Source organism: Actinopolyspora mzabensis (genome assembly GCF_900101095.1).
Lineage (GTDB): Bacteria > Actinomycetota > Actinomycetes > Mycobacteriales > Pseudonocardiaceae > Actinopolyspora > Actinopolyspora mzabensis.
In genome coordinates this window covers 1-14,260 of the sequence record NZ_FNFM01000012.1, presented here as the reverse complement: position 1 = coordinate 14,260, position 14,260 = coordinate 1, and the positions used below count along the sequence as shown (strand labels likewise).

The 14,260-nt window shown below is 66.7% G+C and carries 14 protein-coding genes; 4 read left to right on the top strand and 10 right to left on the bottom strand.

Annotated features, from left to right (window positions below):
- The 10 genes from BLR41_RS19225 to BLR41_RS19180 all read right to left on the bottom strand — a co-directional run bounded on the left by BLR41_RS19225 (position 1) and on the right by BLR41_RS19180 (position 11,133).
- Positions 1–612 (bottom strand): hypothetical protein, encoded by a 612-nt coding sequence (locus tag BLR41_RS19225; RefSeq protein WP_092631097.1) that lies wholly within the window; start codon positions 610–612, stop codon positions 1–3.
- A 7-nt stretch (positions 613–619) separates the two neighbouring features.
- Positions 620–1,486, bottom strand: a complete 867-nt coding sequence (locus tag BLR41_RS19220) for a carbohydrate ABC transporter permease (protein ID WP_092631094.1) — start codon at positions 1,484–1,486, stop codon at positions 620–622.
- Positions 1,487–1,488: 2 nt separating this feature from the next.
- A complete protein-coding gene (locus tag BLR41_RS19215) occupies positions 1,489–2,466 on the bottom strand; it encodes a carbohydrate ABC transporter permease (RefSeq protein WP_092631091.1) in 978 nt (325 codons plus the stop codon).
- Positions 2,463–3,770: an ABC transporter substrate-binding protein gene (locus BLR41_RS19210; protein ID WP_092631088.1), complete on the bottom strand. Its 1,308-nt coding sequence runs from the start codon at positions 3,768–3,770 to the stop codon at positions 2,463–2,465. The genes BLR41_RS19215 and BLR41_RS19210 overlap by 4 nt, the downstream gene beginning before the upstream one ends.
- A complete protein-coding gene (locus BLR41_RS19205) occupies positions 3,770–4,513 on the bottom strand; it encodes a cupin domain-containing protein (RefSeq protein WP_092631084.1) in 744 nt (247 codons plus the stop codon). The genes BLR41_RS19210 and BLR41_RS19205 overlap by 1 nt, the downstream gene beginning before the upstream one ends.
- A 9-nt stretch (positions 4,514–4,522) precedes the next feature.
- On the bottom strand, positions 4,523–5,443 hold the full coding sequence (locus tag BLR41_RS19200; protein WP_092631081.1) for a DUF6807 domain-containing protein: 921 nt from the start codon (positions 5,441–5,443) through the stop codon (positions 4,523–4,525).
- Positions 5,440–6,531: a Gfo/Idh/MocA family protein gene (locus tag BLR41_RS19195; RefSeq protein ID WP_342745399.1), complete on the bottom strand. Its 1,092-nt coding sequence runs from the start codon at positions 6,529–6,531 to the stop codon at positions 5,440–5,442. The genes BLR41_RS19200 and BLR41_RS19195 overlap by 4 nt, the downstream gene beginning before the upstream one ends.
- Positions 6,532–6,944: 413 nt before the next feature.
- The gene (locus BLR41_RS19190; RefSeq protein ID WP_092631078.1) at positions 6,945–8,339 is read right to left on the bottom strand and encodes an alpha-amylase; all 1,395 of its coding nucleotides are present in this window, start codon (positions 8,337–8,339) and stop codon (positions 6,945–6,947) included.
- 226 nt (positions 8,340–8,565) lie between these two features.
- Entirely contained in the window at positions 8,566–10,398 is a 1,833-nt protein-coding gene (locus BLR41_RS19185; RefSeq protein WP_176798063.1) for an NB-ARC domain-containing protein, read from the bottom strand.
- Between the two features lie 294 nt (positions 10,399–10,692).
- Positions 10,693–11,133: an ArsI/CadI family heavy metal resistance metalloenzyme gene (locus BLR41_RS19180; RefSeq protein ID WP_092631073.1), complete on the bottom strand. Its 441-nt coding sequence runs from the start codon at positions 11,131–11,133 to the stop codon at positions 10,693–10,695.
- An 85-nt stretch (positions 11,134–11,218) separates the two neighbouring features.
- On the opposite strand from BLR41_RS19180, the gene BLR41_RS19175 reads away from it, so the two are divergent.
- From BLR41_RS19175 to trxB, 4 genes are all read left to right on the top strand, one after another.
- Positions 11,219–11,581: an ArsR/SmtB family transcription factor gene (locus BLR41_RS19175; RefSeq protein WP_092631070.1), complete on the top strand. Its 363-nt coding sequence runs from the start codon at positions 11,219–11,221 to the stop codon at positions 11,579–11,581.
- Positions 11,582–11,748: 167 nt separating this feature from the next.
- Positions 11,749–12,807, top strand: a complete 1,059-nt coding sequence (arsB, locus tag BLR41_RS19170) for an ACR3 family arsenite efflux transporter (protein WP_092631525.1) — start codon at positions 11,749–11,751, stop codon at positions 12,805–12,807.
- 30 nt (positions 12,808–12,837) lie between these two features.
- Complete coding sequence (locus tag BLR41_RS19165) at positions 12,838–13,257, top strand: arsenate reductase ArsC (protein WP_092631067.1); 420 nt, start codon at positions 12,838–12,840, stop codon at positions 13,255–13,257.
- Positions 13,254–14,260: thioredoxin-disulfide reductase (gene trxB, locus BLR41_RS19160; RefSeq protein WP_143013133.1), on the top strand; the 1,007-nt coding region annotated here is incomplete at its 3' end. The genes BLR41_RS19165 and trxB, both read left to right, overlap by 4 nt.

Here is a 14,260-nt window from a genome sequence, read left to right as displayed (position 1 = left end):
TCAGTGGGCCGGAACGCGTGCCCGGACCGCCGTGGCCGCCAGGATCAGCGGCCCGAGCATCAGCACGGCGAGCACGGGCATCATCCACACGCACAGTGCCGCCACCGCCACGGCTGCCACCAGCAGTACGCTGCCCAGCGGATCCAGCACACTCGCCCGTACGGAGGTGCGCAGTGCCGCCAGCCAGCCGTGCTCGGATTCGGGCAGCGCGACCGCTCGCAGGCAGACGGCCGCGAGCATCGCCAGCAGCAGCATGAGTATCACCGTGACGATTCCGGCGCCGGGAATCCCTTGCGTGCCGCGTACCAGTAGTAGGTCGAGGACCAACATCGCACCGAGCAGCGTCATCACCAGACCCGCTGTCAGGTCGGCGGGACCCCGTGTGCTCCCCAGCCGTCGTGCCAACGTGCGGAAGTAGCCGCCCTCGTCGGGGGCGCGGCGTCCCTCGGAACGTGCTCGCAACTGTCCGCAGCCGGTGGACACCGCGGCGGGAGCGGTGATCACCGGTAGTGAGGCCAGCGTGGTGGCCACGCCGATGGCCAGCATGTCGGCGAACAGTTCGAACCCCGCGCCGAACGGCCCGCGCTGTCCGCCCGCATCGGTGGCTGTCATTCGGTGCTCACCCCTTCACCCCGGAGCTGGCCATGCCCTCCACCAGGAATCGCTGGAAGGCCATGAAGAACAGCACGATGGGAAGCAGCGCGATCACCGACATGGCGAACATCGGACCGTAGGCGGACTGGCTGGAGGTGTCCACGAAGGAGCGCAGTGCCAGTGTGATCGTGAACTTCTCCGGCTCGAACAGGTAGATCAGCTGCAGGAAGAAGTCGTTCCAGGTCCAGATGAAGGTGAATATCGCGGTGGTGATCAGTGCCGGCCTGCTCAGCGGCAGGATGATCCGGAAGAAGGTTCGGAACGGCCCGCATCCGTCGAGCGTGGCCGCCTCGTCGAGCTCCTTGGGGATGCCGCGCATGAACTGCACGGTCAGGAACACGAAGAACGCGTCGGTGGCCAGGAATTTCGGCAGCACCAGCGGCCAGAAGGTGTTGACCATCCCCAGCTGGTTGAACACGATGTACTGCGGAATCAGCACCGCGTGCTGCGGCAGCATGATCGTGGCCAACATCAGCGCGAACAGTGGTCCCCGCAGCGTGAAGCGCAGTCGGGCGAAGGCGTAAGCGGCGAGGGAGCAACTGATCACGTTGCCCAACACCGCCCCCGTGGAGATGACCAGCGAGTTGCCGATCAGCCGCAGCACACTCACCCCGCCCACACCTTCCAGCGCGGTGGTGTAGTTGCTCATCGCAAGCCTGCTCGGCAGCAGCCGCAGGCTCGATATCACCTCGTCGGCGGGTTTGAACGAGGTCGCGATCAGCCAGGCCAGCGGGTAGAGCATGACCAGCAACACGGCCAGACACCCGACGTGCAGCCCGACGCGCCCCCAGTCGATGTGGCGTCTCGGCGCGGATTCTCGGACGGCTACCATCGTCACCCCTTATCGTTGTAGAAGACCCAGGAGCGCGAGCTGCGGAACAGCAGCGCGGTCACGATTCCGATGACCACGAGCAGCACCCAGGCCATCGCCGAGGCGTAGCCCATGTGCGAGGCGGTGAATCCGCGGTCGTACAGGTAGAGCGTGTAGAACAGCGTCGAGTCGGCGGGGCCACCGCGACCGCCGCTGACCGTGAACGCCGGGGTGAACACCTGGAACGCCTGGATGGTCTGCAGCACCAGATTGAAGAACAGCACCGGCGAGAGCATCGGCAGCGTGACCGACAGGAACCGCCTGACCCGTCCCGCTCCGTCCACCTCGGCCGCTTCGTACAGCTCGTGCGGCACCTGCTGCAGGCCTGCCAGGAAGATCACCATCGGGGCACCGAACTGCCAGATCGTCAGCAACGCGACCACCAGCAGTGCCCAGCCCGGTTGGTTCACCCACCCGCCCATGTCGATGCCGAACGTCGACAGCATGTCATCGACCGTGCCGCCGTCGTTGAACAGCGCGCGCCAGACCAGGGCGATACTCATGCTCGCGCCCAGCAACGAGGGGGCGTAGAACGCCGAGCGGTAGAATCCCTTGCCGCGTCCCATGGAGTTCAGTGCCAAGGCCACGGCCAGCGCCACCGCCAGCTGCAGCGGTACCGCCACCAGTACGTAGATTAGGGTGTTCAGCGCCGATCTCCAGTAGCGGGGATCGGAGGTGAACATGTGGACGTAGTTGTCCAGCCCCACCCACTCCGGTGCGGTGAACAGGTCGTACTGGGTGAAAGACAGGTACAGCGAGACCAGCATCGGGGTCAGCGTCAGTACCGCCGCTCCCAACAGCCACGGTGACAGGAAGACCCAGGCGGGCCCCTCACGCCGTCGTGGACGGTTCCGCTGGGTGGCGGAGTCCGCCGCGGCGGACTCGGAACCCGGTCTCTCGCGTGGTGGACTCACCTGTTGATCAGGTGCTTCGACGTTCATCGCTGCAGCTCCGATCTCGCGTTGGTGAGGAACTGCTCAGCCGTTCTTCGCGGTGACTGCAGTTCGAATCCGACATGGTCGTAGTCGCGCTGGAATGCGGTTTGCAGCGCCAGATCTCCCTGCGGGGGCGCGCTCGGCGGTGCCAGCAGTTTGCCGTCCAGGCTTTCCTGGAACTCGGCGATGCGTTTGTCCAACCCGGTCAGGGTGGGGGTGATGTTCTCGCGGATCGTCCGGTTGACGGGCAGCCCCCGGCTCACTCCCAGGATCTCGCCCGCCCGGGGATCGTTGATCAGAAAGTCGACGAGTTTCGAGGCGGCCTCCGGGTGCGGGCTGTTGGCCGAGGCGCCGATCAGCATGGAAGGCTTGAAGTACTGCCCGGGTGTGCCGTCCGGGCCGACCGGCAGCGGAGCCAGCCGCAGGCTGTCACCGATCAGGGCCTGGAAACCGCCCACCGCCGAGTCCCAGGTGAACCCGGACAGCGCGTTGCCCCGCCCGAACGGCATGTTCGCCGCGGAACCGTCGATCTGGGTTGTCTGCCGAGCCGGACTGACCGCGCCCTGCTGGCTGAGCTCGTTCGTGGTGCGCCAGAACCGGGCGAGATCCGCCGCGTCGTAGTTCAGCTTCCCGCTGTCGGTGTAGAGGCCCTTGCCGCGGCCACGCAGCCACACCTCGAACCAGTCCTCGCTCCACCCCGGATCGGTGGCTCCCGTCTCGTCGGTGGCCTCGCCCAGCTTGCGCATCGCGCGGCTCCAGTCCTGCCAGGTCCAGCCGTACTCCGGCTCCGCGACCCCGGCCCGCTGCCACGCGGCGGAGTCGTAGACCAGCACCTGCGAGGTCCGACCCATCGGAATGGCGTACTGCTCGCCGCTCGACTGGCCGGTGCGCAGCATCGCCGAGGTGACGTTCTCGGTGCTGATGGCGGACTGCTCGTCCAGGTCGAGCAGCAGTCCCGCCGAGGCGTACTGGCTGATCTGCCGGTAGTCCAGCTGCATCACGTCGGGTGCGTTGCCACCGGCCGCCTGGGTGGCCAGCTTCTGGATGTAGGAGTTGTAGCTGGAGAACGAGGTCTGCACCTCGATGTCGGGGTTGCGCTGCTCGAACAGCTCGACGGCCTCGTTGGTGACCTCGGCCCGGTCGGCGTTTCCCCACCAGCTGAACTGCAGTTCGACCTTGCCGCCCGCCGCGCCGTCGGCGCTCGCGCCACAACCGGCGAGCAGGCCGCACAACAGCAGTACCGCCGTCGTCAGCACGGGGATCTTACCGACCGGTGTCGGCTTCGGGGCTCTCCTCGCTCGCTGCCGCATCACTCGCCTCCGTACGCGACGGTCGTGCCGGGAATCTCGTACTCGTCGCGTCTGCCGCACATGCCGTATCCGCCCTGCCTGGACGGATGGGCCAGCCGCACCCGCGAGTTCGCCAGCTCTGCCGCGTCGCCCTCGGCGAGCGCGTGGAGCCGGGCGCCGGTGAGCTCGGCGGCGGCCCGCGCGCCGTCGCGCCACAGCTTCTTCCAGTGGTCCACCCTGGGCGCGACCAGTGCCGCGGCCGCGCGATGGAACTCGCGCAACGGTTCGGGGTCCCCGGCATGCAGCGCGTCCCGCAGCGGCAGGTAGCCGGAGACCGCCAGATCCCTGCGACGGCGGGCCGCGTCCTCGGGGTCCGAATCCCGAGGCAGTGTCGCGGCCGCGGCGTAGGCCTCCCGATCGGCCAGGATTTCCGGGGGGAAGGTGAACACCGCGTCACCTGCCTCCGGCAGCCCGCTGTTCTGCATCAAAACCGTCACGCGCAGCTTTTCGTGCCCCACCATGCGGTGTACCGTTCCCGGTTCGAACCACGCGACCGCTCCGGCTGTGAGCTCGTCCTCGCGGTAACCGGCAGAACTCAGGGTCTGCACCACGCCACTGCCTTCGATGACCACATAGGCCTCCGTGCAGGCCAGGTGCATGTGCGGACTGCCACCGCCGAGCCCATCCGCCGCGGGCCAGTCGTAGCAGTCCACATGGGAAATGCCGATCGCTCCGGGAAGCGGTATCGGCCGGTCCTCGGTCATGCCGACCTCCTACCAGGAGTGCTCGTCGAGTTCTCGTTCGATCTGTTCGTGATCCCTGGCTCCGTCTGCCAGCAGGATTCGATAGGTGTAGGAGAAGTCCGCGCCCGGCCGAAGTTCGAACTCCTCGAAAAAGGCCCAGGAGAGTGCCACCGCGGGGGTGGGTTCCGAGCGCACGAACCAGTGGGACTCGTGAATGGCGTGTTCGTTCGCGGGAGCGTGCTCGAAGACCACCGTGGAACAGCGGTCGACCTCGTCGTGCTCCCCGACGAATCCCAGCCAACGCGCCTGGCGGCCCATCATCCCGTCCTCGCCGGAAAACCCGTCCGGGCCGAGTACGTCGCCCCCGGTGAACTCGCGCGGGCCACGCCAGTGCAGCCCGGTGTAGCCCGCCATCTCGCGTCCGGCGGTGGTCGGGCTGCCGAAACGCAGCGGCTGCTCGCGCACGTTGACCAGGCGGATCGACCAGTCGAGCGCCCAGCTGCCCCGTGCCGGCTCGACGGAGTGCACCCTGATGCTGCGGTGCTCTCGTCCCCAGGGTGTTCCGTCGTTGTGCAGCCAGTGCAACCGTTCGGTGAACCGCAGCTCGTCGGGCTCGACCTCGAACGATTCGAACTCGTCGTGGCGCATCGAGCCGATCCGTTCCGGCAGTTCCCGGTAGCCCTCACCGGTGACGTAGCTGTGCCCGCCCCAGAAGTTCTGGCCCGAAACGTGACTGGCCGTCAGTTGCAGACCCTTGTGCCAGCGATGGTCGTTCGGCCGGTATCCGGTGACGGTGTTTCCGGCGAGGGTGCGCAGCGGGTGTACGTACGGTTTCCGCGATTCGTACTCGACCGGGTCCGGTTTGTACACGTAGTTCAATATCTCGGTCCCCGCAGTGGCGACCGTGATGTTCTCGCCGTGCCGATGGGTCACGGTGATCGGATGGCTCATGCTCGTTTCGTCTCTCCGTCGCCGGTCAGTCTCTCGGGGAAACCGCCGTGGATCACGGTGTGGAACGGGTCGTCCGGGCCGATCTCGCCCGAGCGCACCTCCCGGCCGGTGGCCGCGGACTTGTACAGCGCGGTGACCAGTTCCAGAATTCTGCGGCCCTCCCGTTCGTCGCAGGGCGGGCGTGCGCCCTCGCGCATCGCGGTGACCAGTTCCCGCAGCATGGCGCCGTGGGAGCTGGGTTCGTCGTGTTCCGGGTTGCGCCAGCGTTCGATCCGCCCCTCGTCGGTGACGTGCGGGGCCGGGGTGTAGCGCCAGTCCTCGTTGCGGTGGCCGTAGAGGTGGGTGAGCTCGACGGTGGCCTCGGAGCAGTCCAGGCGGATCCTGCTCATCTCGTCGGGGGAGAGCAGGCTGTTGACCACGGTGGCCATCGCCCCGGACTCGAACCGCACCAACGCGGTCGAGACGTCCTCGGTGTCCACCTCGTGCCAGAGCCGTCCGGTCATGGCACGCACTTCGAGCCACGGTCCGAGCAGATGCAGCAGCAGGTCGAGCTGGTGGATCCCGTGACCCATGGCCGGGCCGCCGCCCTCGGTTTCCCACTTCCCGCGCCACGGGGCGGCGAAGTATTCGGAATCGCGGTACCAGGTGGTTTGGCAGTGCGCGACCAGCGGAGTGCCAAGCTCCCGCGTTGCCAGCAGTTCACGGGCGTGCCGTGCTCCCGAACCGAATCGTTGTTGGAAGACGAAGGAGACGTAGGGGCCGTCGGTTCCCTGCGCCGCGGTCATCTCCTCGTAACCCGCAAGTGACAGGCAGGGTGGTTTCTCGCACCACACCCAGGCACCGCTGCGCAGGGCGCTGGTGACGAGCTCCACGTGTGAGGCGGGTGGGGTACAGACCGAGACGAGATCGGGGCGTTCGGCCGAGAGCATCTCGTCGACATCGGTGTAGCCACGCAGCTCGTGTTCGCCGGAACGGCAGAAGGCGTGCAGCCGTTCGGGTTCGACGTCGACGGCTGCCACGGTTTCGATGTCGTCGTGTTCGGACATTGCGGACAAGTGGTGCGCGGCTACGGCGCCGGTTCCGATGATCGCGGCCCGTAAGCGGTGGTCGGCGGGGGACGTGGCTTTCTCCTCTCTGGTGTGTCGAGGCCCTGTCACCTCGAACGGAAAGTTGGAAAGCGCTTTCTTGTGTTGCGAGACATTAACCCGGCTGTAACGCCGACCACAAGGGGAGCGTTGAATTTCGCGGAAGGGGCAGGCTCCGTCGTCACGCTGGGAGTTGGCCTGCGGTGCGGGGAGAACCTCTCGGGGAGTGCTTCGCAGGCTTCGACGCGACCGGTCGTCTCCGTGAATACGCGCCGCGTGGCAGGCGTTCGATGTCGCGGTAGCGGTCGGATGGGACTCGCCACGAAAGCAAGAGCCGGGGCTCACGTCCGTCCGCGTGAACGGTGCGTGAGCCCCGGCTCTACTGAAGCGGTATGGCCAACCGGAGAAAAACCCGGTCAGCTCCCGCAGGTCCGTGCGTTCACGTGCAACGCGAGTGCCGTGTTCGCCCCGAGGGTGGCCGTGAACCGGCCGGAGGAGTCGACCGTGACGGTGGTGTCGCGCTGCACGTCGCAGTACTCGCCCGCGGGCAGCGAGGTCTGGAAGGTCCGGCTCAGCGAGGTGGTCTCGTGGTTGATGGCCACGAACCCACTGCTGCCCCGCCCGAAGGCGATGGCGTCGTTGCCGTTGTCCCACCAGTCGGTGACCGCCGTGCCGTGGGTGGCGTTGCGGAAGGCGACCATCGACTCGATCTCCGGCCAGGCGTGCTGACATTTCCAGCCGTCCTGCCAGCACGCGTTGACCGTCCCGCCGTTGGGCGGACCGGCGTCGGTGTCGCTGAACTCGTAACCCGAGTGCACGTCAGGAGATCCGTAGGGCCAGGCCAGCATGAAGACGCTGGCCAGCGTGTAGTTGGCTCCGTCCTTGTAGTTGAGCGTGTCGCCCTCACGTTCGGTGTCGTGGTTGTCGACGAAGACGGCCGCCTGGGTGGATTCCATGTAATTCCAGCCCGCACCGTAGTTGTGCAGGTACGCGAGCTTCTCCTCGTCGAACACACGTTTGAGATCGCGGGCGTAGCGGAACTCCTGGACGTCGCCGGTTCCGAGATACTCGGTGGGGGAGACGACCTCACCGGAACCGTAGATCACCTCCTGCTTCCAGTAGACGTCCGGATCGCTCAGTCGGGACTTGATGTCGGCGAGATCGGTGGCCGGCATGTGCTTGGCCGCATCGATGCGGAAACCGTCCACTCCCAGCGACAGCAGATCGTTGAGATAGTCGGCTATGCGGCCACGTACGTATTCCTCGCCGGTGTCGAGATCGGCCAGACTCACCAATTCGCAGTTCTGCACCCGCCACTTGTCGCTGGTGTAGTCCGATTGATTTATCGAGGACATGCAGTTGTCGAAATCATTGGAGGAATAGATTCCGGGGTAGTTGTACTTCTCGTAGGAGGAGCCGCCGGTTCCGGTGCCCGAACCCGCGGACATGTGGTTGATCACCGCGTCGGCGATGACCTTCACCCCGGCCGCGTGGCAGGTCTCGATCATGTCGGCGAAGGCGGTGCGGTCGCCGAGCCTGGAAGCTATCCGATAACTCACGGGTTGGTAGGAGGTCCACCACTGTGACCCCTGGATGTGCTCCTGCGGTGGGGAAACCTGTACGGCGCCGTATCCGGCCGGGCCGAGCCGGTTCGTGCATTCCTCGGCCACCGAGTCGTACTTCCACTCGAACAGTACGGCCGTGACGTCCTTGTCACCGGGTAGCTCGGCTCGTGCCTGGGTAGGTACGGCCACAGCCAGGGCGGTACCCGCCAGAAACGCGAGCGCGGCTCCCAGGGATTTTCGAAGCATGATTCCTCCGGCACAGCGGAAACCGGTTTTCCCCGATTCCGACGCTGCGTAAAAGATCTTGATTCGTTGCGTAATCGATCTTGTGGCAGATCACTGAAACGGTGCAGCGGATTACGCGAACAGTCAAGATCTGAACGAATCTTGCTTTTTGACGTGCGTTTTTCGGCGTGCAGTCGGCTCGTGGCTCGAGCGGTGGTGGGGCAGAGGTCGGCTCATCGAACTGTGCTCATCCGATACGGTGGCTGCCCGTCGTTTCGGCTCGTGGCACGTGGTCACGGGAGAGCGTAGCGGAAGGGATTCGAACGAGTTTCCGTTTGCCGGCTCGTTCGTCCGAAGTGTTCGGATCCGCGCCGTAGTGACCGTTTCCCCGTCGCGCCGCGCTGGTGAGTTCGGACAGTGTCGTGGCCAGTTCCGCACTGTCCCAGCCGGCCTCGGGCAACCGGGGTGCCGGAAGACACACGTCCATGGCCTCCTCGAAGTGTTCCAAATCCAGGTAGGCGAAGGCGAGCTGGCACCGGAGTCGCGACTCGGCCAGCGGATGCCCCAGGCGGGCCGCGGCCTCGATGCCGAGGCGGTGCGAGTCGATCCAGTCCCGATAGTGCTTGCGGTGGAAGAAGAATCCCCACATCGCCTCGCACAGTTGCCAGACCGGTTCGTCCCACTGGTTGTGGTGGGCTTCGATGATGACCGCCCGCAGATTGCCGCGTTCGCGTTCGAACCAGTCCAGCGCCGACTCGGGGCTTTCCCACGCGGGCCAGTCGTTGGCCCGGTTCGGGTAGTGCCGGCCGAATCTGGGGCGGCGGGGAGTGATGACCAGATCGGCTTCGACGGCCCGGCCGATGTACCAGTCGATGACGCTGTGCAGTGTACGGCGCCTGACTCCGGGTGAGTCCTCGCCGAGGCTCATCGTCCTCGCGTGCGCGAGGACGAGGTCGTGGAACCAGTACCGCTGCTCACCGGCTCCCAGCAGTTTGGCGTCCCGTAGCTCCGCCAGCACCCGTTCGGAATCGTTGCCCTCGATCCCGGCGAGGTGATGGGTCAGCGCGACGGGAAGATCTCCCCTGGGGTGTTGCGCCAGCCTGCGGTAGAGCGTGGCGGCCTGCGGTGACAGCCCCTGGTAGCAGATGTCGACCACGGCGTGCGCCGCGAAGTCCTCGCTCTGGGGGAGCGTCGTCAGCCGTTTTCGCTGCTCCCGCACCATGTTGGCCGCGTGGGCCAGTGACCGGTTGGGCCGGGCCGCCAGCCACGCCGATATCTCCGTGGCGGCCAGCGGGGAGCCCGCGCACAGTTTGGCCAGCAGCCGGGCGTTGCCCATCTCCCGCAACACCCGCGACCGGCCGAGCCTGCGGGAGAGGATGTGCACCACGTCCTCGGCGTTCAGCGGCGCCGGCTCCATGAACCTGGCGCCCTCCATCGTCAGGCCGACCAGGCGACTCCTGCTGGTGACGAGCAACGTGCTCGTCGCCGATTCCGGCAACAGCGGCCTTACCTGTGCGGTCGAGACGACGTTGTCCACCAGCACCGAGAGGGATCGTCCCGCGGTGATCGAGCGATACCAGCTCAATCGTTCGGCCATCTCCAGTGGAACTCGTTCGGGCGGCACACCCAGCGCCCGCAGCAGTCGCCCGAGCAGTTCCGCGGCCGCGATGGGGTGCTCGGCGGAGCGGGTTCCCGCGTCGACGTAGAGCTGGCCGTCCGGGAACCTCCGCTCGTGCTGCCGCAGCCAGTGGCAGGCCAGTGTCGTTTTCCCGATACCGCCGGGGCCGGTCAGCGCCACGAGCAGTGCGCGCTCGGAGTTCTCCCGATGCCATGCCTCCATGCGGTTGAGTTCGGATGTGCGTCCCACGAAGAGTCCGGAGGGCGGCGGCAGTTGATGGGCGACGACGGGCACCACGTCGAGCCGGCCGGGGAGGTTAGCGGGGGAACGTCTGTCGAGAACTCCGGCGGTGCAGGCCTGGTCCGACGCTTCGTCGTGGCGCGTGACGGGGGCGCCGGTACGGGCCACATCGTTGGCAACGCCGCGGGCAGCGATGTCCCCGGTGGCGATCTCCCCTGTCACGCTCGGCTCCACACTTCGTGGCATACATCCGACTCCGCCCGTACGAGCAACCGGTCACTCGGGACAATCCCGCCGTTCGTCTCCCCTTTCAGGTAAATGTGTTCGGCGGTCTCGAACAAGCACTTCCACCGGCGAGTCCGGAAATCGGTGCGATCTTCTTCTGCGCTGGTCGTGGTCGCCCCCTGGCGACGTGGCGTGGCTTTCGGGGATTTCGCGAGAGATTGGCGGCCCGAGGGGTGTCGATCGGGGTCTCCACCGACCGAGCACCCCGTCAGGAGTGAACGGAAACCTCGATCACCCGGCTGCTTCCGCCGGGGTGCCGCAGCAGACGGTTTCGTCCTCGCTCGAACCGCTGTGCCCGGACTCGGGGGACTCGTCGGTGACGGTGTACACCTCCCATGGTTCCCGGCCGGGGCCGTGCACCCACACCTTGTCCTGGGTTGCGTAGCAGCAGGTCGTGTCGTCCTCGACACGGGTGAACAGGCCGAGTTCGGACAGCCGTCGCGTGGCCTCGTGGACGGTGTCGCTGTCGGCGACCTCGACGCCGAGGTGGTCCAGCACGGTGTCCTGCTCCGCTTCACCTTCCAGCAGTACGAGCTTCAGCGGTGGCTCTGTCACGGCGAAGTTGGCATAGCCGGGGCGCAGCTTGGCCGGCTCGGTGCCGAGCAGCCTGGTGTAGAAGTCGATCGACCGCTGCAGGTCCCCGACACGCAGAGCGAGTTGAAGGCGGGACATGATCCCTCCCTTGGTTAGATATTTATCTAATCAGTTGGACGACTCGTAGTTTGCGCCTTGATTTGACTTCTGTCAATATAGAAGCATGTCAAATCAGGGGCAGGGTGCGGAACGCTGGTGCTGTTCCCCGGTGACCGGGGAACCACTGTCGGCTGAGCAGGCCACGGATCTCTCGGCGGTGTTCAAGGCGCTGGGCGATCCGGTCCGGTTGCGACTGTTGTCGTTGATCGCCGCCCACACGGGCGGGGAGGCGTGCGTGTGCGATCTGAGCGGCGCGTTCGAGCTGTCCGGGCCGACGATCTCGCACCACCTCAAGGTGCTGCGCGAGGTCGGCGCCATCACCGGTGAGCGGCGCGGCACCTGGGTCTACTACCGGGTGCTCCCGGAGACGCTGCAACAGCTGTCGGCGGTTCTCGGTCCTGCCCCTGCCGTGTCCACATCGGCCTGAGTCTCGAACAGCTGACTCTCTCGAACGGCCGGCTCCGCCGGGGCCTCCCGGCGAACCGTGCCGTCGAATTCCCAGTACGACCACGATCGGGATACCTGCGAGGTGACGCCGTGACGGACACGGCTCAGCAATCGTCCGAGACCACCGTGGCCCGGCGGTTGTCGGTTATGGACCGGTTCCTGCCCCTCTGGATCGGTGCGGCCATGCTGTTGGGACTGTTGGCAGGCCGCTTCGTGCCGGGGTTGAACACGGCGTTGAACTCACTGCACGTGGTCTCCGGAGTCTCACTGCCGATCTTCGTCGGACTTCTGGTGATGATGTACCCGGTGCTCGCCAAGGTGCGCTACGACCGGCTGGACACCGTCACCGGCGACCGGCGGCTGCTGGTCAGTTCGCTGGTCATCAACTGGCTGGTGGGACCGGCCGTGATGTTCGCGTTGGCCTGGACGTTCCTGCCCGATCTGCCCGAGTACCGCACCGGGCTGATCATCGTCGGGTTGGCGCGCTGCATCGCCATGGTCATCATCTGGAACGACCTGGCCTGTGGTGACCGGGAGGCCGCCGCCGTGCTCGTGGCGCTGAACTCGGTGTTCCAGGTCATCGCCTTCGCCGGTCTCGGCTGGTTCTACCTGAGTGTGCTGCCCGGCTGGCTGGGCCTGGCGCAGGTGGGACTGGACGTCTCGGCCTGGCAGATCGCGCAGTCCGTGCTGATCTTCCTCGGCATCCCGCTGCTCGCGGGCTATCTGTCGCGGCGTCTCGGCGAGCGCGCCAAGGGACGCGCCTGGTACGAGGCGACATTCCTGAACAGGGTCGGCCCGCTGGCCCCGTACGGCCTGCTGTTCACCATCGTGGTGCTGTTCGCGTTGCAGGGCGGGGCGATCACCAGTCAACCCCTCGACGTGGCCCGCATCGCGCTGCCGCTGCTGGTCTACTTCGTGGTCATGTGGGCGGGAACCTTCGCCATCGGCAAGGGACTGCGGATGTCCTACGAACGCTCGACCACGCTGGCGTTCACCGCCGCGGGCAACAATTTCGAACTCGCGATCGCCGTGGCCATCGCCACCTTCGGTGTGACCAGCGGCCAGGCGCTGGCCGGTGTGGTCGGCCCCCTGATCGAGGTTCCCGTGCTGGTCGGGTTGGTCTACGTCAGCCTGGCCGCTCGTCGCTGGTTCCGCGACGATCCGCCAATCCCGTCCGTCGCCGCCGGGACTTCCCGGCAGCACTGACCCACTCGAACGCGATCAGAGGAGCGATCCGTGTCCGCCACACCCGAAGTGCTGTTCGTCTGCGTGCACAACGCCGGACGGTCCCAGATGGCCGCCGCCCTGCTCGATCACCACGCCCAGGGGGCCGTGGCCGTCCGCTCGGCCGGATCCACCCCGGCCGACGAGGTCAACCCCGCCGTAGTCGAGGTCATGAACGAACTCGGCATCGACGTCTCCCGCGAGTTCCCCACCAAGCTGACCAGCGACGACGTGGCAGCTTCCGACGTGGTCATCACGATGGGGTGTGGAGACGCCTGCCCGGTCTTCCCGGGCAAGCGCTACCTCGACTGGCAGCTCGACGACCCGGCCGGCAAGACCGCCGAACGGATTCGCCCCATCAGGGACGACATCGACACCCGCGTGCGGCAGCTGCTGGGCGAGCTCGTGGGAGAAGAGGAGACCAACCGGTGACTGGCGACGTGCGGAATTTGATCGTCGTGGGCTCGGGTCCTGCCGGGTACACGGCTGCGGTGTATGCGGCGAGGGCGGAGCTGCGACCGTTGGTCTTCGAGGGCACCCAGTACGGCGGTGAACTCATGACCACGACCGATGTGGAGAACTATCCCGGATTCCGCGACGGGATCATGGGCCCCGAACTCATGGAGCAGTTCCGCTCGCAGGCGGAGCGTTTCGGGGCGGAGCTCAAGACCGCCGACGTCGAGGAGATCGATCTCGGCGGGGAGATCAAGACCGTCACCTCCGGCGGTGTGGAGTACCGGGCCAGGGCCGTGATCCTGGCGATGGGGGCGGCGGCGCGCTACGTCGGCGTACCCGGTGAGGACCGGTTGTTGGGGCGTGGTGTGTCGGCGTGCGCCACCTGCGACGGGTTCTTCTTCCGCGACCAGGACATCGCCGTGGTCGGCGGTGGTGACTCCGCCATGGAGGAGGCCACCTTCCTCACCCGGTTCGCGAACTCGGTGACCATCCTGCACCGTCGCGAGGACTTCCGCGCCTCCAAGATCATGCTGGAACGCGCACGGGCCAACGACAAGATCCACTGGCGCACGAACACCGTGGTCACCGAGGTCAACGGGGACGGGACCGTCTCCGGGCTGACCGTGCGTGACACCGTGACCGGGCAGGAGTCGCAGCTGCCGGTGACGGGCATGTTCGTCGCGATCGGGCACGATCCGCGGAGCAAGCTCGTCACCGACCAGGTCGAGGTGGACGAGGAGGGCTACGTGCAGGTGCGGCATCCCTCCACCGCCACCAACATCCCGGGTGTGTTCGCCGCGGGTGACCTGGTGGACAAGACGTACCGGCAGGCTGTCACGGCTGCCGGTTCGGGTTGCTCGGCGGCCATCGACGCGGAGCGTTGGCTGGCCGAACACGAAGCCTCCGAGGCGGCCGAGGTCGCACCGGAACTCGTCGGCGGTGGCTACGGAGCCGCCACCGAAGCCGACACCGCGGCAGC

Coding starts and splice junctions, on each gene's coding strand:
- BLR41_RS19225 (WP_092631097.1), bottom strand. CDS start 612: ATGACAGCCACCGATGCGGGCGGACAGCGCGGGCCGTTCGGCGCGGGG.
- BLR41_RS19220 (WP_092631094.1), bottom strand. CDS start 1,486: ATGGTAGCCGTCCGAGAATCCGCGCCGAGACGCCACATCGACTGGGGG.
- BLR41_RS19215 (WP_092631091.1), bottom strand. CDS start 2,466: ATGAACGTCGAAGCACCTGATCAACAGGTGAGTCCACCACGCGAGAGA.
- BLR41_RS19210 (WP_092631088.1), bottom strand. CDS start 3,770: ATGCGGCAGCGAGCGAGGAGAGCCCCGAAGCCGACACCGGTCGGTAAG.
- BLR41_RS19205 (WP_092631084.1), bottom strand. CDS start 4,513: ATGACCGAGGACCGGCCGATACCGCTTCCCGGAGCGATCGGCATTTCC.
- BLR41_RS19200 (WP_092631081.1), bottom strand. CDS start 5,443: ATGAGCCATCCGATCACCGTGACCCATCGGCACGGCGAGAACATCACG.
- BLR41_RS19190 (WP_092631078.1), bottom strand. CDS start 8,339: ATGCTTCGAAAATCCCTGGGAGCCGCGCTCGCGTTTCTGGCGGGTACC.
- BLR41_RS19180 (WP_092631073.1), bottom strand. CDS start 11,133: ATGTCCCGCCTTCAACTCGCTCTGCGTGTCGGGGACCTGCAGCGGTCG.
- BLR41_RS19175 (WP_092631070.1), top strand. CDS start 11,219: ATGTCAAATCAGGGGCAGGGTGCGGAACGCTGGTGCTGTTCCCCGGTG.
- arsB (WP_092631525.1), top strand. CDS start 11,749: ATGGACCGGTTCCTGCCCCTCTGGATCGGTGCGGCCATGCTGTTGGGA.